Annotated in this window: 15 protein-coding genes; 7 read left to right on the plus strand and 8 right to left on the minus strand. The window is 67.5% G+C overall.

Features of this window, described 5'->3' with window-relative positions; all coding sequences use genetic code 11:
* Nucleotides 1-111 precede the first annotated feature (111 nt).
* Complete coding sequence (locus MFF62_RS12455) at nt 112-1,281, minus strand: YbfB/YjiJ family MFS transporter (protein WP_238263421.1); 1,170 nt, start codon at nt 1,279-1,281, stop codon at nt 112-114.
* A 221-nt stretch (nt 1,282-1,502) separates the two neighbouring features.
* On the opposite strand from MFF62_RS12455, the gene MFF62_RS12460 reads away from it, so the two are divergent.
* Nucleotides 1,503-1,970 (plus strand): RidA family protein, encoded by a 468-nt coding sequence (locus MFF62_RS12460; protein WP_238263422.1) that lies wholly within the window; start codon nt 1,503-1,505, stop codon nt 1,968-1,970.
* 331 nt (nt 1,971-2,301) lie between these two features.
* Here MFF62_RS12460 and MFF62_RS12465 read toward each other — a convergent pair whose 3' ends face one another.
* Nucleotides 2,302-2,934 carry a LysE family translocator gene (locus MFF62_RS12465; RefSeq protein ID WP_238263423.1) on the minus strand — a complete coding sequence of 211 codons (633 nt, stop codon included), beginning with the start codon at nt 2,932-2,934 and terminating at the stop codon, nt 2,302-2,304.
* 115 nt (nt 2,935-3,049) lie between these two features.
* Between MFF62_RS12465 and MFF62_RS12470 the strand changes: the two genes are divergently transcribed.
* Nucleotides 3,050-3,901, plus strand: coding sequence for a LysR substrate-binding domain-containing protein (locus MFF62_RS12470; protein ID WP_238263424.1), 852 nt, complete (start codon nt 3,050-3,052; stop codon nt 3,899-3,901).
* Between the two features lie 15 nt (nt 3,902-3,916).
* Here the strand turns inward: MFF62_RS12470 and MFF62_RS12475 are convergent, their stop codons facing one another.
* Genes MFF62_RS12475 through MFF62_RS12490 form a run of 4 tightly spaced genes read right to left on the minus strand, consistent with a single transcriptional unit; the run spans nt 3,917 to nt 8,031 of the window.
* A complete protein-coding gene (locus MFF62_RS12475) occupies nt 3,917-4,657 on the minus strand; it encodes an SDR family oxidoreductase (RefSeq protein WP_238263425.1) in 741 nt (246 codons plus the stop codon).
* Between the two features lie 54 nt (nt 4,658-4,711).
* A complete protein-coding gene (locus MFF62_RS12480; protein WP_283205335.1) occupies nt 4,712-6,340 on the minus strand; it encodes a DHA2 family efflux MFS transporter permease subunit in 1,629 nt (542 codons plus the stop codon).
* Nucleotides 6,337-7,461 (minus strand): HlyD family secretion protein, encoded by a 1,125-nt coding sequence (locus tag MFF62_RS12485; RefSeq protein ID WP_238263426.1) that lies wholly within the window; start codon nt 7,459-7,461, stop codon nt 6,337-6,339. Before MFF62_RS12485 ends, MFF62_RS12480 begins: the two co-directional genes overlap by 4 nt.
* 15 nt (nt 7,462-7,476) lie before the next feature.
* Nucleotides 7,477-8,031: a winged helix-turn-helix transcriptional regulator gene (locus MFF62_RS12490; RefSeq protein ID WP_238263427.1), complete on the minus strand. Its 555-nt coding sequence runs from the start codon at nt 8,029-8,031 to the stop codon at nt 7,477-7,479.
* 85 nt (nt 8,032-8,116) lie between these two features.
* Between MFF62_RS12490 and MFF62_RS12495 the strand changes: the two genes are divergently transcribed.
* The 3 genes from MFF62_RS12495 (at nt 8,117) to MFF62_RS12505 (ending at nt 10,995) form a co-directional block, all read left to right on the plus strand.
* Entirely contained in the window at nt 8,117-9,583 is a 1,467-nt protein-coding gene (locus MFF62_RS12495; RefSeq protein ID WP_238263428.1) for an efflux transporter outer membrane subunit, read from the plus strand.
* A 124-nt stretch (nt 9,584-9,707) separates the two neighbouring features.
* A complete protein-coding gene (locus tag MFF62_RS12500) occupies nt 9,708-10,199 on the plus strand; it encodes a VOC family protein (RefSeq protein ID WP_238263429.1) in 492 nt (163 codons plus the stop codon).
* Between the two features lie 148 nt (nt 10,200-10,347).
* The gene (locus MFF62_RS12505; protein WP_238263430.1) at nt 10,348-10,995 is read left to right on the plus strand and encodes a response regulator transcription factor; all 648 of its coding nucleotides are present in this window, start codon (nt 10,348-10,350) and stop codon (nt 10,993-10,995) included.
* Between the two features lie 20 nt (nt 10,996-11,015).
* On the opposite strand, the gene MFF62_RS12510 is transcribed toward MFF62_RS12505, so the two are convergent.
* Entirely contained in the window at nt 11,016-11,411 is a 396-nt protein-coding gene (locus MFF62_RS12510) for a response regulator transcription factor (RefSeq protein ID WP_404990737.1), read from the minus strand.
* 326 nt (nt 11,412-11,737) lie between these two features.
* Between MFF62_RS12510 and MFF62_RS12515 the strand changes: the two genes are divergently transcribed.
* Nucleotides 11,738-12,775 carry a LysR family transcriptional regulator gene (locus MFF62_RS12515; RefSeq protein ID WP_238263431.1) on the plus strand — a complete coding sequence of 346 codons (1,038 nt, stop codon included), beginning with the start codon at nt 11,738-11,740 and terminating at the stop codon, nt 12,773-12,775.
* Nucleotides 12,776-12,897: 122 nt separating this feature from the next.
* The gene (locus MFF62_RS12520) at nt 12,898-18,426 is read left to right on the plus strand and encodes an AAA family ATPase (protein WP_238263432.1); all 5,529 of its coding nucleotides are present in this window, start codon (nt 12,898-12,900) and stop codon (nt 18,424-18,426) included.
* Here MFF62_RS12520 and MFF62_RS12525 read toward each other — a convergent pair.
* Nucleotides 18,406-19,998, minus strand: coding sequence for an ATP-binding protein (locus tag MFF62_RS12525; RefSeq protein ID WP_238263433.1), 1,593 nt, complete (start codon nt 19,996-19,998; stop codon nt 18,406-18,408). The genes MFF62_RS12520 and MFF62_RS12525 overlap by 21 nt on opposite strands.
* Nucleotides 19,999-20,222 lie beyond the last annotated feature (224 nt).

A 20,222-nucleotide genomic window follows, 5' to 3' on the forward strand; every position in this document is an offset into this window, starting at 1 on the left:
AGGGTCGGCGGTTCAAGTTGCGACATGTCGGCAAGCAGAAGCTCATTGCCCTCACCCCCAACCCCTCTCCCACGTGGTGGGAGAGGGGAGCAAAAAGAGCAACATAGCGCCTCATAACGCGCAAAGCGTGGCGGCGATCACCAGCGCCGTCGCGGCTACACCGAGCGGTTCGCTGAAATTGCTGCCGCCGTGCATCAGCGCGGTGGACACCAGCGGGCCGACGATCTGTCCCACGCCGTAGGCCGCGGTCATCACGGCAAACAGGTTGAACTTGACCTGGTGCGCCAGCCGGCGCGCGGCGGGCGCGGCGATGGTGACCGTGCCCATGAACGTGCCGCCCACCAGCGCGGCACTGGCCAGGTAGGCCGGCGCCGAGTGGCTGAGTGCGGGCAGCACCACGCCCAGCGCCTGCACGCCAAGATTCCATTGCATGGCGCGGCGCGTGCCCAGCTTGTCGTGCACGGTATGCCACAGGAAACAGGACGGCGCGGCGGCCAGCCCGAATACCGCCCACACATGGATGGGGTCTACCTGTCCCAGCGCGTCGCGCACGAACAGCGGCAGATAGGTGGCGGTGATGATGTAGCCAAAGCCTGCCAGTCCGTAGCTGGCGATCAGCGGCGCCGCGCCGAGCGTGGCCGCGGGCGTGCTGGTGGTGCCGGCGTTGCCCTGGCGGGCGTGCAGGCCCAGCGCCTGCCAGGCCAGCCCGCTCAGCACCAGCGCACCCACACCCAGCCCAAACCACAGGACCAGGCTGTGCCACTGCGCCAGGTTGCCCATGGCGATCAGTTCGGCGGAAATCATGATGCCGATGCCGACACCCGAGAACATCAGCGGTGCGCCATCGTGCCGGGCCCGCACGTGCAGCAGCCACGATGCCGCGCAGACCAGCGCCAACGCGCTGAGCACGCCAGCCGCGAAGCGCACGGCAATCAACACGGTATCGGGCAGCGGCAGGGCCAGCGCCACAAGCGATGCCACCGTGCCGGCCAGCGCGATGCGCGACCACAGGCCCGCCCGCGCATGGGCGATACGCGCGGCCAGCAGGGCACCGAGCAGGTAGCCCGCGTAGTTGGCCGATGCGGCCAGCGAACCCGTGGCCACGCTCATCGCGCCGTCGCGCACCATCAGCGGATACATGCCCGTGAAGGCAAAGCGCCCAAAACCCATGGCCACGGCCAAAACCAGCGCGGCGGCGATGGCTTCACGCAACGGGTGCCCGGCGCTGGCGCCAGACTGTGCCGTGATCGATGTGGGTGCGGTGAAACGGGAATTGGCCATGATCGCGCTCGCTTTCCTGCGTTCTCTAAATGAGATAAATATTTACTAAATTATCTCTTTAAAAGAATGATAGGGCAAGCCGCCGGCAATCGCCTGTTCCGCCATGTATCAAATCATGTTCTGCGGGGTCTGTTTATCGGCATGTGGCCGCCGCCTATAGTGGGTTCCACGCCGCGGCCGACCGCGCCGACAGCAAGTATCCACCCCATCCAGGAGCCACCATGTCCGTCGAATCGAAACTGGCCGCGCGCGGCCTGACGCTGCCTTCGCCCCCCCAGCCGCTGGGCAGCTACACCGCCGTAAGCCAGGCCGGCGACCTGCTGTTCATCTCGGGCCAGTTGCCGCTGCGCGATGGCAAGGTGGTCTGGCAAGGCCAGGTCGGGCAAGACCTGACCGTGGAGCAGGGCAAGCAGGCAGCCGAACTGGCCGCGCTCAATGTGCTGGCGCAGATCAACGCGCACCTGGGCGGCTTCGAGCGGCTCGACCACATCGTGCGGGTAGAGGGATACGTGACGAGCGCCCCGGGCATGGTCAGCCAGCCGGCCGTGATCGATGGCGCGTCGGACCTGTTCGCCGATGTGCTGGGCGAGCGTGCCGGCCACGCCCGCGCCGTGTACGCGCAAAGCCAGCAACCGGCCAATGCGGCGGTCATCCTGGTGGTGATCGCCCAGGTCAAGCCCGCGCGGTAAGCCGCGCCGCATCGACGACGAAGCCGACTGTTCGGATAGCGGCGGCCCAGCCAGGGTCGGTATTACCCTATCCGAACGGATGAGACGGATAAGCATCGGGCTGAAACGGGTGAGCCTGATGTACAGCAGCCAGGAAGCGCCTTGGCCGATAGGATCGATGTCATCGGTGCCAGCCCGTTCGGGCGGCACCGGACGCCGCGTCCGACGGACGCGATATCGATTTCCTTCGTCTCAAGGTATTCGCATGACGCTTCCCGTGGCCGTCTGTTCGCTGTTCCTGGAAACCAGCCGTCGTTATCTGTTGGCGGGCGCGCGCCCGGACCTGGCCGGTCTAGCCTGGCCAGTGCCAGACATCGAGCGCCAGCTTAGACCCCAATACCGCCAGGAAGGCGCCGACCACCAGGCGCTGCGCCAGCAGCCAGCGCGGGCGTCCGGTCATTAGCGCGGCAGCACGGCCCGAAGACATCGCCACCAGCGCATTGACGCCGGCAAACGCCACGGTCAGCGCCAGCCCGAGTGTCAACGTCTGGCCCAGCACGCTGCCGGCCCGGTGGTCGATGAACTGCGGCAGGATCGACAGGAAGACCAGCGCCAGCTTGGGATTGAGCAGGCTGGTCATGGCGCCCAGCGCGAACAGGCGACGCGGCGGCTCGCTGGCCACGGCCCGCACCTCCAGCGGCGACCGCCCGCCCGGCCGCAGCATCTGCCAGGCCATATACAGCAGGTAGCAGGCGCCGCAGAGGCCCAGCACGCGCCCGGCGCTGGGGATGGCCAGGAACAGTGCGCTGATGCCGAACGCGGCGCCGAGCATATAGGTCAGGTAGCCCAGCATCACGCCGGCCAGGGAAATCAGCCCGGCCCGGGTGCCCTGCGAGACCGAGCGCGCCATCACATAGACCATGTTGGGGCCGGGCGTCACCGCCAGCAGCCCGCCCACCGCCAGGAATTCGTACATCGTCCGCATCGCGTCCACTCGTTCAGTCCGTTCGCCTATGGCCGCCAGTATCGAAGCCGCCGATCAATAAGTAAAACGGGATATATTGAGCGCATTGTTCAGGTTTTCTGATCTACCCGATGCGATGAAAAAGCTCGATCTCGATGTACTGGAAATGGTGGTGACCGTGGCCGAAGCCGGGTCGTTTGCCCGCGCGGCGGAGTCGCTGCACCGCTCGCCGTCGGCCGTGAGCATGCAGATCAAGACGATCGAGGACGTGCTTGGCAAGCCGCTGTTCGTGCGCACCACCCGCAATGTGGCGCTAACCGAGGACGGCCGCACACTGGTCGACTATGGCAGGCGCATGTTGGCCATGCGTGAGGAAGCCTGGGCGGCCGTGGCCAGGCCCGAGATCCGGGGGCGGGTCACGATCGGCGTGCCTGACGACTACGCGTCGTCACTGCTGCCCACGGTGCTGCGCAAGTTCGCGGCCGCGCATCCGCGTGTGGAAATCCGCGTGATCGGCATGCCCAGCAATGGCCTGATTCCCTTGCTCAAGGACAACACGCTGGACCTGGCCTGCCTGACCAAGACCCGGGGCGTGACCGGCGAAACGATCCGGCAGGAGCCCATGGCCTGGGTGGCGGCGCGCGGTGGCCGGCCCGTGTGGAAGGAACGCCCGCTGCCGATTGCCGTATTCGCGCCCGGTAGCGCGGCGCGCGCGCATGCCGTTGCCGCGTTGCAGCAGGCCGGCATTCGCTACCGGATGTCGTATGAAAGCCCGAGCCTGCTGGGCCTGGTCAGCATGGTCGAGGCCGGGTTGGCGGTGGCGCCGCTGGCGCGCTGCAGCATCCCGTCCCACCTGGCGGTGCTGGGAGAGTCCGACGGGCTGCCGCCGCTTCCCGCGCTGGACGTGGTGCTGGCGCGCAGCGCCGGGTCCGACCGCCCGCCGTGCGACTTCCTGGCGGCGCAGATGCTGGCCGACCTGCGCATCTGAGACCCTGCTGTTGGCTTACCAGCGTTCCATGTACGGGCGCAGGTCGAGTTCGAACGTCCAGGCATCGCGCGGCTGGGTATGCAGGTACCAGTAGTTCTCGGCGATATGGTCTGGATTCAGGATCCCGTCCTGGTCCTTCAGCGCATAGCGCTCCGGAAACGTGTCGCGGATAAAGGCGGTGTCAATGGCGCCGTCCACGATCACGTGGGCCACGTGGACGTTGCGCGGCCCCAGCTCGCGCGCCATGCTCTGCGCCAGCGCGCGCAGCGCATGCTTGGCGCCCGCGAACGCGGCAAAGTTGGCCGAGCCGCGCAGCGCGGCCGTGGCACCGGTGAACAGGATGGTGCCGCGCCCGCGCGCCACCATGCGGCGCGCGGCGGCCTGCGCGTTCAGGAATCCGCTGAAGCAGGCCATCTCCCAGATCTTGAAGTACTTGCGCGGCGTTTCCTCCAGGATGCTGCATGGCACGTTGGCGCCGATGTTGAAGACCAGCACCTCGATGGGCCCGTGCTCGGCCTCGATCTGCTCGAACAACTGCGCCACGGCTTCTTCCTGGCGCGCGTCGCTGCTGTACCCGAACGCCTGGCCGCCTTCGGCGCGGATGCTGTCGACCAGCGGCTGCAGCTTGTCGGCGGTGCGGCGCGTGACGCAGGCGATGTAGCCCTCGCGGGCAAAGCGCCGGGCGATGGCGCCGCCGGTGGCGTCTCCCGCGCCGATGACCAGCGCAACCTTCGGTTGGGTTTGTGCGGTTGTCATGCAGTCTCCTGTTTTTGTGGCCAGTGGCTAGTGTAGTGGCGCGGCGGCATTCGGTCAGTGGGCATCGGCCGATGGCGCCTTGGGCGGGGCGATCTTGCGCATCAGCGGCACCAGCGGAATCGCCACGACAAAGCAGACCAGGATGACCAGGAACGCATCGGCATAGGTCAGCGTGTGGGCCTCGCGCATGGTCAGCGCCCAGAGCTGGCGGATGGCTGCCGCGTTGCCGTCGCCCACCTCGTTGCTCAGCGCCGAAAAGTGCGATGCCGACTGGTTCAGGAACGCCGCCATCGATTCATTGCGGATGTTCAACTGCTCGGCCAGCCGCAGGAAGTGCAGGTTGGTGCGGTCGTTGAGGATGGTCGCGCACGCGGCAATGCCAATGGCGCCGCCCAGGTTGCGCATCAGGTTGAACAGCCCGGACGCCAGCCGCAGCCGGGCCGGCGGCAACGCGCCCAGCGTCAGCGTGACCGTGGGTGCCACGGCAAACTGCTGGCCCATGCCGCGCAGCGCCTGCGGCAGCAGCAGTTCCGTGCTGCCCCAGTCGTGCGTGATCGGCGCGAAGCTCCACATCGACAGCGCGAACAGCGCTAGCCCGAACATCAGCAGCCACCGCAAGTCCACGCGGTTGGCCAGGAATGAGTAGATCGGAATCGACATCACCTGGAACAGGCCCGTGGAGAAGATGGCTAGCCCGGTCTGCAGCGCGCTGTAGCCGCGCACCTGTCCCAGGAACAGCGGCGTCAGGTAGATCGTGGCAAAGATGCCGATGCCGGTGACGAACGAGAAGAAGCAGCCAAGCGCGAAGTTGGGGTCTTTCAGCGCGCGCAGATCCACCACGGGATTGGCGAACGTCAGCGACCGCCACAGAAAGCCGATGCCCGCGATGCCCGAGATCCATGCCGTGGCCACGATGGTCGGGTCGCCAAACCAGTCCCAGCGCGCGCCTTCTTCCAGCGTGTATTCCAGGCAGCCTAGGAACAGCGCCAGCAGCACGATGCCGGGATAGTCCGCGCCCTTGAGCAGCGACCAGTCCGCGTGGTCGATCTTCACCAGCATCGGCACCACCACCATCACGAAGATGCCCGGTACCAGATTGATGAAGAACAGCCAGTGCCACGAGAAGTTGTCGGTGATCCAGCCGCCGATGGTGGGGCCCAGCGTGGGCGCCAGCGACGCCAGCCCGCCGATGATGGCGGCGGCGGCCACGCGCTGGCGTCCTTCGAAGAACGCGAACGCGGTGGTGAAGACCATCGGAATCATCGACCCGCCCAGAAAGCCCTGTGCAGCGCGGAACGCGATCATGCTCTGGATGTTCCAGGCCAGGCCGCACAGCAGGCTGGTGAACGTGAACCCGGCGGCCGAGGCAGCGAACAGCCAGCGCGTGGACATCACGCGCGACAGCCAGCCCGACAACGGAATGACGATGATCTCGGCGATCAGGTAGGCGGTCTGCACCCAGACGGTTTCATCGGTGCCGGCGGACAGCCCGCCGCCGATGTCGCGCAGCGACGCGGAAACGATCTGGATGTCGAGCAGGGCAATGAACATGCCCACGCACATCGTGCCGAACGCCAGCACCTTGGTGCCGATGGGCAGCGCGGACGGCGGCAGTATGGGCGGCGGAGCGAGCTTTACGGGAGCCGCCGGTGCGGCTGCGGCTGTGGAGACTGCGCTGCTCATGACTTGCTCGGCACCGCTGCTGCACGGGTATCGGCACGGGTATCGATCTCCGCCACCACCGACAGGCCGGGGCGCAGCACGCCAAGCCGCGCGTCGGCCTCGTCCAGCACGATGCGCACCGGCACGCGCTGCACGATCTTGGTGAAGTTGCCGGTGGCGTTTTCCGGCGGCAGCACGCTGAACTGGGCACCGGTGGCCGGCGCCAGGCTCTGTACACGGCCATGGAACACTTTCCCTGGCATGACGTCGGCCACGATGGTGGCGCGCATGCCGGGCTTCATATGGGCAAGCTGGCCTTCCTTGAAATTGGCGTCGACCCACAGGCCGCGGGCCGGCACGATCGACAGCAGTTGCCCGCCGCTTTGCGCGTAGGCGCCCACGCGTGCACGACGGTTGCCCACCGTACCGTCCACGGGCGCGCGCAGCTCGGTGTATCCCACATTGAGCTGCGCGATATCGCGTTCGGCCCTAGCCTGGGCCAGCGATGCCTCGGCCTGCTGCTTCTGGCTGGCGATCACGTCGAGCTGGCGGCGCGCGGCTTCGACGCTGGCCTTGGCCTTCTGGCCGTTGGCTACCGACTGCTTGAAATCGGCATCGGCCTTCTGCGAACTCTGGATCGACACGGCGGACTTGGCCACCAGGCTGGCATAGCGCGTCTGGTCGTCGCGGGCACGTACCGTTTCGGCATCGGTGGCCGCCACGTTGGCGCGCGCCTCGGCAATCACGGCGTCCTGCAGCCTGGCGCGGGCGTCCAGGTTGACGATCAGCGCCTGTTGCGACGCCACGGCGCCATCGGCCTTGGCCAGCGCGGCGCGGTAGTCGCGGTCGTCGATGCGTGCCAGCAGGTCGCCGGCATGCACTTCCTGGTTGTCGGTTACCAGCACCTCGATCAGGTAGCCGGGCACCTTGGCGGCAATCAGCGTCACGTCGCCACCCACGTAGGCGTCGTCGGTTTCCTGCATGAACCGGCCGTCAGCCCACCAGTGGTAGCCATAGCCGGCGGCGACCAGGGCAACCAGCGCGCAGCCGGCGCGGATCGCCAGGGCCTTCCTGCCGATGCCGGCCTTCGTGGGTGCGGCCTCGGCGGGGGCGCGGTCGGCGGTCGTGGTGCTGCTTGTCATGAAAATCGCTCCGTTTTACTTGAGATCGCTCGCGGCAGGCGCGGGCAGGGTGATTTGGGCAGGGGTGCCATGGGCGGGGGGCTGGGCCTCGATCGAGCGATCCAGGCGGGCGCGCAGTGCCGGGCTGGCGGCGGGGCCGGCCGCGATGTAGTGATCGGCTTCGGTGATGCGCTGGCCCGTATCGGCGTCGACCAGCGCGACGCGCACGGCACGGCCGCTCTGACGCTCCACCAGTTGCACGGTGTCGGCCTGGTCGGCGAAATGGCGCGTGCCCCAGTCCATCAGCATCAGCAGCACCGGGCGGAAATCGCGGCCCCGGGCAGTCAGCACGTAGTCGTCACGTGGCGGATGGGCGCTATACGCGCGGCGCTCCAGCAGCCCTTCGTCGACCAGCTTGGTCAGGCGCCGCGTGAGCATGTTGGGCGCAATGCCCAGCCGTTTCTGGAAGTCGTCGAAGCGCGTGGCGCCATAGAACGCCTCGCGCAGGATCAGTACGGACCACGTGTCGCCCACCCGCTCGATGGCGCGCGCCGTGGGGCAGGCCGAATGCTTATGTGATGTTTTCCGCATAACAAGGATTCCGCAAAAAACATGTTGCTATCAATATGAAAGTTAGTCTAGGCTAGTAACTATCAACATGCAAGTGAGTTTTGAGATGACAGAGCAGTCAGCAGCCGGACAAACGGGATGGACGAGCCGGGCAACCCTGGCGCTATCGGTGGCGGCGATGTTCGGGCTGGCCGCCTGCGCCGTGGGGCCGGACTACCGCGCGCCGCAGGCGGACATGCCCCAGGCATACCGGCATGCGGGCGAGGTGGCGCCCGTCAACGACGCCCGGCAGCCGGTCTCGCTGGACACGTGGTGGGAAGGCTTTGACGATCCGGTGCTGACGGGCATCGTGCAGCGAGCGCTGGACCAGAACCTGGACATGGCGGCGTCCATAGCGCGTGTGGAGCAGGCGCGCGCGGCGGCCAATTTCGCGGGCGCCGAGCTGCTGCCGCAGGGCGGCGCCTATGGCGATGTAGCCAAGCAACGGCAGTCGCTGGAAAGCCCGCTGGGCAAGATCGGCAGCACGCTGCCCGGCTACAAGCGCGGGCAGACGCTCTACGCGGTGGGTGCGGCAGCGACCTGGGAAATCGACATTGCTGGCGGGCTGCGCCGGGGCGCCGAGGCTGCCAATGCGGAACTGCAGGCGGCCGAAGCCAACCACCTGGGCGTGCGCATCCTGGTGGCGGCCGAGGCGGCCGACGCCTACTTCCGCGTGCGTGCCGCACAAAGCCGCATCGCCATTGCCGAACAGCAGGTCGATACGAACCAGCGCTTGCTGGACCTGGTGCGGCTGCGACTGGCCGACGGCATCGGCGCGGAGCGCGAGCAGGCGCAGGCCGAAGCGCAAGTGGCGCAGACGCGCGTCACGATTCCGCCGCTGCGCATCGAACTGGAAACCCAGCTAAACCGGCTGGACGTGCTGATGGGCGCGCAACCGGGCACCTATGCGGCCGAACTGCGTGCGCAGCCCGCCGCGTTGCGCGTGCCACAGGTGGCGCTGGCGCAGGGGCCCGCCAACCTGCTGCAGCGCCGCCCCGACGTGATCGCGGCCGAGCGCCGGCTGGCCGCATCGAATGCGCGCATCGGCGTGGCCACGGCCGAGTACTACCCCAAGGTTTCGCTGTCGGCGCTGTTGGGTTTCGAAAGCCTGTCGGCCAGCAAGCTGTTCACCGCGCAGGCATTCCAGCCAGCCGCCACGGCGGGTCTGCGCTGGAGGCTGTTCGATTTCGGGCGCGTCGACGCCGAGGTGGCCGGGGCCAAGGGCGCGCATGCCGAGGCACTGGCCAACTATCGCCGCGCGATGCTGCAAGCCACGGCCGATGTGGAAGACGCACTGATCACGCTGACCCAGCTCGACGCGCAAAGCCACGAACTCGACAAGGAAGTCGGCGCGCACGAACGCGCCCGCAATGCGTCGGAGCTCGCATACAAGGGCGGGGCGGTCAGCCTGTTCGAGGTGCTGGACGAAGACCGGCAACTGCTGGCGTCGCGAGACCAGCAGGCCCGCGTGCGCGCCGACAACGCCCGCGCAGCCGTGTCGGCGTTCCGCGCACTCGGGGGCGGATGGTCGTGATCGGGTGGCGGCGCCCAATGTGGACACCCTGCGTCTTTTCGTAACGGTGGGGGCGTAACCTTGGTGGGGTGACTATGCTGGTGGCGGTAACTCTATCGCCGCACGACCCCCAAGGAGTGACAGGATGATCGCCAAGAACACCGTTTGCCTGTGGTACGAACACGACGCACTGGACGCCGCCAATTTCTACGCCGAGACATTTCCCGATAGCAAGGTCGGTGCGGTGCATCGCGCACCCGGCGACTATCCCGACGGGAAGGAGGGCGAAGTCCTGACTGTGGAGTTCACCGTCGCCGGCATTCCGTGCATCGGCCTCAACGGCGGCCCGATTTTCAAGCACAGCGAGGCGTTCTCGTTTCAGATCGCGACCGACGACCAAGCGGAAACCGACCGGCTGTGGAATGCCATCGTGGGCAACGGCGGCAAGGAAAGCGAATGCGGCTGGTGCAAGGACCGCTGGGGCGTGTCGTGGCAGATCACGCCGCGCGTGCTGACGTCCGCGTACACCAACCCCGACCGCGCCGTGGCCAAACGCGCGTTCGCGGCCATGATGACCATGAAGAAAATCGACGTGGCGAAGATCGAGGCGGCCGTGCGGGGCGACGCCGCGTCGTAGTCCTGCATCCACGCTGTACCGCATGCGGCACCCGGGCGGGCGCCTTCCTTGTACGTGTCGCGATTGCACGGGTTTCGGTGAAATCCGTGAGGCGCTGGATTTCCTACAATTCCTCCATCACCTCGGATGGTGAGGTCAAGGAGGCGAAATGAGTTCGCTGTCGCAGTCGCAGCCGAATGCCGCCGGGCAGCGCATTGCCTATGTCGTGGACGATGACGAGTCGATCCGGCTGGCGCTTGGCGGGCTGTTGCGGTCGATCGGGCTGCGTGTGGAGACCTTCGAATCCACGCAGGAATTCCTGGCGTTTCCCAAGGACGAGGTGCCAAGCTGCCTGATTCTCGATGTGCGCCTGCGCGGCGAGAGCGGGCTGGCGTTCCAGGAGCAGGTGGCCCGGTGCGGCGTGCGCATGCCGATCGTCTTCATTACCGGGCACGGCGATATCGCCATGACGGTGAAGGCGATGAAGGCCGGCGCCGTCGATTTCTTCTCCAAGCCGTTCCGCGACCAGGACATGCTCGACGCCGTGACCAACGCACTGACGCGCGACGGCGACCGCCTGGCCGCCGAACAATCCACCGTGCAGCTGCGGGCCGCCTACAGTTCGCTCACGCCGCGCGAGCGCGAAGTCATGGCGTTCGTGGTCAGTGGCCTGATGAACAAGCAGATTGCGGCCGAGCTGAATCTCAGCGAAATCACCGTCAAGATCCACCGTGGGCAGGTCATGAAAAAAATGGGCTCGCGCTCGGTGCCCGACCTGGTCAGGAAATCGGCGCTGCTCGACGCCAATGCGGGGTAGCCGTTGCCAGCTTGCCAGCACTAGGGCTGGGGCAGCGCCACGCTGAGCCAGTAGCCGATGGCGTTGGCGTCCACGGGCTTGTCCAGCACGGCCAGCGCGCCATTGGCCATGGCCTTGGCCTTGAGGTCGGCCGTCGGGAATGCCGTGATGAAGATGGTGGGCGGGGTATAGCCCAGGGCCCGGATGCGGTCGTGCATGGTCACGCCCGACATGCCGGGCATCATCACGTCGGAGATCAGGCACGAGGTGTCGGCGATCTGGCCAGACTGCAGGAATTCCTCGGCGGACGCGAACATGCGGGTGGGCCAGCCGTAGGACCGCACAAGGCTTTCCGTCGCAAGGCGGACTTCCTCGTCGTCATCGACTATTGAAACCACTTGATCGGTGCGCAAGACGTTGCCTCGGCTGCGGGTCATGGGGGGCGCCTGGCTTGCCGGCGTTGTCGCCGCCTGCACCGGGCGCTGTTGTTTCAGCGTAATGGGCGCGGTGGCGGCCGAGAATAATACATACGTATAGGAGCCATTGGTAAGCGTGCCGCCCGGTGCGCGAGCCACGCATGCCGCACGTGCGGCGCCGCCGCGCGGGCCGGGGCATACCTGTGTATGAGTGCCCGAAGCCTATGTAGGACCATCGTGACCGATGCGTAGTATGGCGTTGCAGGCATGCGCGACTACCCTTGTGCCATGGCCGGTGAAATCGCAAACGGTGCACCGGCGCCAACCAGGGAAGAAGGGCATCCACCATGAATCCATCGCAAATTTCCCCGCGCCGCGCTGGCTACGGTACGGCCAGTTCCGCCGACGCCTTCCATGCGTGCTTTGCCACCAGCTACGCCGGCATCATCGCGTTCATGGCCGTGGCCAGCGAAGGCAGCTTTGCCAAGGGCGCGGAACGGCTGGGCGTGGGGCGCTCGTCGATCTGCCGCAGCGTGCAGAAGCTGGAGGCGCACCTGAGCACGCGCCTGTTCTCGCGCACCACACGTGCCACGCAACTGACGCGCGAGGGCGAGCGCTTCTTCGAAAGCTGCAGCCGGGGCGTGGGCCATATCGTCGAAGCCGTGAGCGACCTGATGGACCTGCGCGAAGGCCCGCCGCGCGGGCTGGTGCGGATCAGCGCGCCGGCCGACTTCGGGCGCCGCGTGGTGGCGCCGCTGCTGTGCCGGTTTGCCGAGGCGTATCCCGACATCGCGGTGGATCTGGTGCTGGACGACCGTCCGGCCGATTTTGTCGGCGGGCAGATCGACGTGGCGTTCCGGCACGGACGTATCGAGGACTCCAGCATCATCGCCCGGCAGCTCGTGCCGATGCAGCTCGTGCTGTGCGCGTCGCCGGCCTATGCAAGAAAGCACAAGCTGCCGTCCAGCGTGGACGAACTGGACGCGCACGACTGCATCAACCTGCGGCGCTCCACCGGCTGCATGGCCGAATGGGAATTCCAGGTCGACGGGCAGACCCGGCGCTACCTGCCGTCGGCCAGGCTCACGTTCAACGATCCCGACCTGGTGCTGGACGCCGTGCTCGACGGGCGCGGCATTGCGCAACTGGCCGGCTACCAGATCCGGCCGCACCTGGCGCGCGGCGACCTGGTCATGGCGCTGGGCATGCAGGCGCCCGACGATCGCGGCCACTACATCTGCTACCTGTGCCGCCAGCACCTGCCCAGCCGCATCCGCGTCTTCGTCGATTTCATGACCGCGCAGATCCGCGCGCTCGACCTGAATCCGACGGTCGGCATCGGCACCCATGCCGCCGAAGCCATGCCGGAAAAAATGGCGGCCTGAGCGCGCGCCGCCCGCCGGGAACATCTGGTGCCGGCAGGGCGGTGGTATATGCTGGGTAGGTGCCTGATTCCGCAGGCATGCAATGCGATGTCGGCATTGGAACGGCCAGGGTTTCGGTGCCGATGGGTGACACACTCCAGATCCTTTGGGACGATGGCGAGCGCGTGTTCTGCCGCGAGCGCCTCGATGACGGCGACACACGGCATGTCCTGGTGGCGCGGCCTGCTGTCGAGCATCCGTCGCCCGCCACGCTGGAGCGGCTGGCGCACGAATTCGATCTCCGTGACGAACTGGACGCCGCATGGGCGGTGCAACCGCTGTCGCTGGTGCGCCGGGGCGGCCAGACCGCGCTGGTGCTGCGCGACCCCGGCGGCCAGCCGCTGTCGAAACTGCTGGGCCAGCCGATGCGCGTGGAGGATGCGCTGCGGCTTGGCTGCGGCATTGCCGCCGCGCTGGGCCGCCTGCATCAGCGCGATATCGTCCACAAGGACCTGAAGCCCACCCACGTGGTGGTCGACTGTGATGACGGGCAGCCGCGCCTGACCGGCTTTGGGCTGGCCTCGCGGCTGCCGCGCGAGCGCCAGGCGCCGGAGCCGCCCGAGACCATTGCCGGCACGCTGGCCTACATGGCCCCCGAGCAGACCGGGCGCATGAACCGTTCGATCGACTCGCGCAGCGATCTCTATGCCTTGGGCGTCACGCTCTACGAGATGCTGGCCGGCGCGCTGCCATTTACGGCCAGCGACCCGATGGAATGGGTGCACTGCCATATCGCGCGGGTGCCCATGCCACCCGACGAGCGCGTCGAGGGCATCCCCGGCATGGTGTCCCGCATCGTCATGCGGCTGCTGGCCAAGACCGCCGAGGACCGCTACCAGACCGCGTCCGGCGTGGAGCGCGACCTGTTGCGCTGCCTGGAAGACTGGCGGCGCCAGGGCCGTATCGACGATTTCCCGCTGGACGAGCACGGCACGCCGGACCGGCTGCTGATTCCCGAAAAGCTCTATGGCCGCGAGCGCGAAGTCGGCACGCTGGTGGAGGCGTTCGCGCGCATTGTGCGCAGCAGCACGCCGGAACTGGTGCTGGTGTCCGGCTACTCGGGCATCGGCAAATCGTCGGTGGTCAACGAGCTGCACAAGGTACTGGTGCCGCCACGGGGCATCTTCGCGGCGGGCAAGTTCGACCAGTACAAGCGCAACATCCCGTATTCCACGCTGGTGCAGGCATTCCAGGGCCTGGTGCGCACGCTGCTGGGCAAGCGCGACGCCGAACTGGCAAGCTGGCGCGCCGCGCTGCTGGAGGCACTCGACCCCAACGCGCGGCTGATGACCGACCTGATTCCCGAGTTGAAGCACATCATCGGCGAGCCGCCGCCGGTGCCCGACCTGGAGCCGCAGCAGGCGCAGCGCCGCTTCCTGCTGGTGTTCCGGCGCTTCATCGGCGTGTTCGCGCGGCCCGAGCATCCGCTCGCGCTGTTCCTGGACGATCTGCAGTGGCTCGACGCGGCAACGCTCGACCTGATGGAAGACCTGCTGACCGGCGCCGACATGCACCACCTGATGCTGATCGGCGCCTACCGCGACAACGAGGTGGACGCCACGCACCCGCTGGCGGTGAAGCTGCAGGCGATTTGCCGTTCGGGCGCCCGCATCGACGAGATCACGCTGGCGCCGCTGGCGGCCGGGCATATCGAGCAACTGATCGCCGAGGCGCTGCACGCCAGTCCGGCGCACGTGGCGTCGCTGGCGCGGCTGGTGCAGGACAAGACGGCCGGCAATCCGTTCTTCGTGATCCAGTTCCTGCACGCGCTGGTGGAGGAAGGGCTGCTTGTGTTCGATCACGGCACCCGCCAGTGGCGCTGGAACCCCGAGCGCATCCACGCCAAGGGCTACACCGACAACGTGGTGGACCTGATGGTCGGCAAGCTGGCGCGCCTGCCCGAACCGACGCAGCAGGCATTGCAGAAACTGGCCTGCCTGGGCAACGTGGCCACGGTGGCCACATTGCGCAGCGTGCTGGGTTGTCCGGAGCGCGCGCTGCACGCCGACATGTGGGAGGCGGTGCGCCAGGAGCTGGTGGAGCGGCGCGAGGGCTGCTACGCGTTTGTCCACGACCGTGTGCACGAGGCGGCGTACTCGCTGATTCCGGCTGCGTCGCGCGTGGACGCGCATTTGCGGATTGGCCGGCTGCTGGCCGCGCAGACGCCGCAGGACAGGCTGGAGGAAGCAATTTTTGAGATCGTCGGCCAGCTCAACCGGGGCGCCGCGCAGATCACGGCGCCCGAGGAGCGCCAACAACTGGCCGGCTTCAACCTGGTGGCGGGTCGGCGCGCCAAGGCATCCACGGCCTATGCCTCGGCGCTGGCCTACTTGGTGGCGGGTGCTGACTTGCTGGGCGAGGATGGCGACGATGGAGGAACAGCGCCGCACGATCTGACTTTCGGCCTGGCGCTGAACCGCGCCGAATGCGAGTTCCTGACCGGGCAACTGCATGCTGCCGACGCGCGCCTGATCGCGCTGTCCGGGCGCGCCCGCACCACCGTGGAACGAGCGCTGGTAGCCTGCCTGCAGCTCGATGTCTATCTGGTGCTGGACCGCAGTGACCGCGCCGTGCAGGTGTGCCTCGACTACCTGCGCCATGTCGGCATCGATTGGTCGCCGCATCCGGACGACGACGCGGTGCGCGGCGAATACGACGTGATCTGGCAACAACTGGGCGAGCGCCCCATCGAGTCGTTGATCGACCTGCCGCTGATGGACGACCCGGCCTGGCTGGGCACGGTCGAGGCGCTCAGCAAGCTGTTCGCGCCGGCGCTGCAGACCGATGCCAACCTGGCATGCCTGACGATCTGCAAGGCGGTCAACCTGAGCCTGCTGCACGGTAACTGCGATGCGTCGTGCGTGCTTTATGCCAATGTCGGGCGCGTTGCCGGCCGCCGCTTTGGCGACTACCAGGCCGGCCTGCGCTTCGGCCAACTGGGCTGCGACCTCGTGGACCGGCGCGGCTTGCGGCGCTTCGAGGCCAAGACCTATCTGTGCTTCTCGATCTTCGTGGTGCGCTGGCTCAAGCCGGTGCGGCTGTGCCGCGAACTGCTGCGCCGCGCGTTCGCGGCAGCCAATCGCATTGGCGATCTGCCGTACGGCGCCTACGCGGGCAACAGCCTCAACTCGGACTTGCTGTTTGCCGGCGAGCCGCTGGCCGACGTGCAGGTGGAGGCCGAGCGCGGCCTTGCCTACGCGGAGCGCGTGCGCTTTGGCCTGGTGGTCGATTTCATCGGCACGCAACTGGCGTCGATCCGCATGCTGCGTGGCTTGACGCCGAACTTCGGTTGCTTCGACGACGGCCATGTGTCGGAGGCCGCCATGGAAGATCACCTGGGCGGCAGCAGCGACCTGGCACTGGCCGAATGCTGGTACTGGGTGCGCAAGCTGCAGGCGCGCTATCTGGCCGGCGATTGCGCCAGCGCGCTGCTGGCCGCGACCAATGCGGAGCGGCTGCTCTGGACGTCGAGCTTGTTCTACGAGGAGGCCGAGTATCACTTCTATGCGGCCCTGACCCGGGCGGCCTGTTGCGCGGACAAGCCCGACGACCCGGTCCATCGCGACGCGCTGGCTGCCCACCAGCGCCAGCTACGCGTGTGGGCGGACGATTGCTGTCCCGAGAACTTTGGCAGCCGGGCGGCGCTGGTCGATGCCGAGATCGCACGGCTGGACGGACGCCCGGCGGAAGCGGAGCAGCTTTACGAGCAGTCGATCCGGCTGGCGCAGGACAACGGGTTCGTGCATATCGAGGCGCTGGCCAATGAACTGGCGTCGCGGTTCTACGCGGCGCGCGGGCTGGCCAAGGTTGCACGGGTCTATCTGCAGGACGCGCGCTACGGCTACATGCGCTGGGGCGCCGACGGCAAGGTGCGGCATCTGGAAGCCAGCCATCCGTACCTGCGCACCACAGAGCCCGTGCACGGCGCCACCGATACCATCGCGGCACCGGTCGAGCAGCTCGATCTGGCTACCGTGATCAGGGTGTCGCAGGCCGCGTCCGGCGACATCGTGCTGGACAAGCTGATCGGCATGGTCATGCGCACGGCCATCGAACAGGCTGGCGCCGCGCGTGGGCTGCTGATCGTGTCGGAGTGCGGCGACCCGCATGTGGTAGCCGAGGCCACCACGGTGGGCAACACGATCCGGCTCGCGCAGAACGACATGCCGGCCAGCGCCGAGGTGTTGCCGGAGTCGATCCTGTACCACGTGCTGCGCAGCCGCGAGCCGGTGCTGCTGGACGACGCGGCGGCCGACCCTGCCTTCGGCGCCGACGCCTACCTGCGCCAGCACCGTACGCGATCGATCTTGTGCCTGCCGCTGGTGAACCAGGCCAAGCTCGTCGGGGCGCTTTACCTAGAGAACAACCTCACGGCCGGCGCCTTCAGCCCGGGCCGCATCGCCGTGCTCAAGCTGCTGGCGTCGCAGGCGGCCATCTCGCTGGAGAACGCGCGGCTCTATCGCGATGTGGCGGAGCGCGAGGCCAAGATCCAGCGCCTGGTGGATGCCAACATCATCGGCATCATCGGCTGGAATGCCAGCGGCGACATCCATGAAGCCAACGACGCGTTCCTGCGCATGGTGGGCTACGAGCGCGACGACCTGGTGTCCGGCCGTGTGCGCTGGGTGGACCTGACGCCGCAGGAATACCGGCAGGGCAGTGCGCATGCGCTGATGGAGGCCCGCCGCACGGGCCGCGCCCAGCCCTACGAGAAGGAGTACATCCGCAAGGACGGCAGTCGGGTGCCTGTGATCGTGGGGCTTGCCGCGTTCGAGACGGGCGGCAAGAAGGGCGTGGCGTTCGTGCTCGACCTGACAGAGCGCAAGCAGGCCGAGGACCGCATCCGCGACAGCGAACGGCGCTATCGCGAGGTGCAGACCGAACTGGCGCGCGCCAACCGCATCGCCACGATGGGGCAACTGGCCGCGTCGATCGCCCACGAGATCAACCAGCCGATCGCGGCCACCGTGACCAACGCGCAGGCCGCGCTGCGCTGGCTGGGCGCGCAGACGCCCAACCTGGACGAAGCCGGGCAGGCCATCGGTCGCATCGTCAAGGACGCCAACCGCGCCGGCGATGTGCTGGGCAGGATCCGCGCGATGATCCGCAACGCCCCGCCGCGCAAGGAGCCGGTGGATATCAACGCGGCCATCCTGGAAGTCATCGGGCTCACGCGCGGCGAGGCCAGCAAGTGCGGCGCCATCGTCGAGACCGCGTTGAGCGATGGCCTGCCGTGGATCGAAGGCGACCGCGTGGAGCTGCAGCAGGTGCTGCTGAACCTGATCCTGAACGCGCTCGAAGCGATGAACGAGATCGGCGATGGCGAGCGGCAACTGCACCTGAGCACTGGCGCGTCGGATGCCGGCCGGGTTGTGGTGGCGGTACGCGATTCGGGGCCGGGGTTCGCGCCCGATACGGCGCAACGGATCTTCGCCCCGTTCTACACCACCAAGGCCACGGGGCTTGGCATGGGGTTGTCGATCTGCCGCTCGATCATCGACGCGCACGGGGGCGAGCTATGGGTCAGTGCCAACGACCCCCGGGGCGCCGTGGTGCAGTTCACCGTGCCGGCGTGGGCGGCGGCCGGTGCGTCAGCCGGGCCAGGTGCGTAGCGTGAATTCGAAAGTGGCGCCGGGCGTGCCGGCGTCGCACAGCCGCAGGCTTCCGCCGTGGGCTTCCACGATGGACCTGCAGATGGCCAGCCCCATGCCCATGCCGTGTTCCTTGGTCGTGTGGAACGGTTCGAAGACTTCCTCGGCGCATGTCAGCGAGACGCCGGGACCGGTGTCGGTCACGGTCACCGTCACGGCATCGGGCGCGTGCGTGGCGGTACGCACCGTGAGCTTGCGCGGGCCGACCTTCTGCGTGCTCATGGCTTCCATGGCATTGACGATCAGGTTCAGGATGGCCTGCTGAAGCTGTATGCGGTCGCCCTGCACCGGCGCCAGGTCCGTTGCCAGGTCGGCCTGCATGGTCACCTCGTGCCTGATGGCCTCGGCGTGCGTCAGCACCATGACGTCGCGGATCGCGTCGTTGATCTGCACCGGCTGCTTTTCCAGCGGCGCGTGTTTGAACAGCTCGCGGATGTGGGTCATGATCTCGCCGGCCGTGCGGGCATTCTTGCCGATGCGCCGGAATGCCTGGCGTGCCTCTTCCAGGTCGGGCGCGGCGCGGCCCAGCCAGCGCAGCCCCGCATCGGCATTGATCGCGCAGGCGCTGATCGGCTGCTTGAGCTGGTGGCTGATCGACGCCGTGAGCTGCCCCATGGTGGTGACGCGGTTGGCGTGCGCCAGCGCTACCTGGATCTCGCGATGGCGGCGGTCGCTCTCGCGCGCTTCGGCCTCGGCGGCCTTGCGCTCGGTCTGGTCGAGCATGAACGCCACGGCCTGGTTGCCTTCCTCGCCATAGCGCGCCACGCCCATCAGCACCGGTATCCGGTGCCCGTCCTTGTGCACGTATTCCTTCTCGAACGGCTGCAGCCGGCCGGCCCGCTTGAGCTCGGGCAGCCGCGTGCTCAGGTCGCGCTCCAGCCACTCGGGCGGCGTGAGTGCCGTCCAGCGCAGGCGCCGCGCCGCCACGTCGTCTCGGTCGTAGCCGACGATGCGCAGGAAGGCGTCGTTGGCCTCGACGATGGTCTGGCTGTCGATCTCCCAGATGAAGATGCCGATGATGTCCGCATCGACCAGCCGCTGGATCTTGGCCTCGTGCTCGTGCAGCCGCCGGTCCAGCGACATCAGCAGGTTCAGGTCGGCTTCGAGGATGTCGCGGCACAGGCCGAGCAGTCGCATGAACAGGTCGCTGTACGCGTTCTTCTTGCTGTCGAGCACGCAGATGGTGCCGAAGACGTCGCCGTCGGGCCAGCGGATCGGCAGGCCCATGTACGAGATCATGCCCAGCCCGATGTCGGGATTCGACTTCCAGGCGTCGTCCTGCAAGGCGTCGGGCACCACCAGCAGCCGCTGCTCGCTCATGACCGTCTCGCAGTACAGCCCCGAATTCAGCGGCGCGGTTTCGGCGGCTTCGTAGGGGTTGCCCTGGCTCTCGCTGGCTACCAGCACCTCGATGGCTGGCGGGCGCGTGCGCATGATCAGCGCGGACGGCACGCCCATCATGTCCGCGACCAGATTGACAATTTCCTGCCACTTGCCAACGGTTTGCGGCGGGACATCGATGGCATGTGGCATGGTCGCGGCGGCCTTTTGCGGATGCGTGGAATGCGTTCGACTTCGCTGGATGACCGATGGTCCACGCGCCTTGCACGAGACGCGGGCGCCACCGGCGCGGGCTGTCGGCGTGGCGTCGCCGATGCTTGTTCAATGCTAGCGCCAGTTGCCGGCAATTGCGAGGGACCCGCCGTCATACCCCAGTATGAGTACGCGATGCCTATGTAGGAGTTGGCGTCACCTGT

Origin of the sequence: Cupriavidus pauculus, assembly GCF_022179805.1 — a bacterium.
Lineage (GTDB): Bacteria > Pseudomonadota > Gammaproteobacteria > Burkholderiales > Burkholderiaceae > Cupriavidus > Cupriavidus pauculus_E.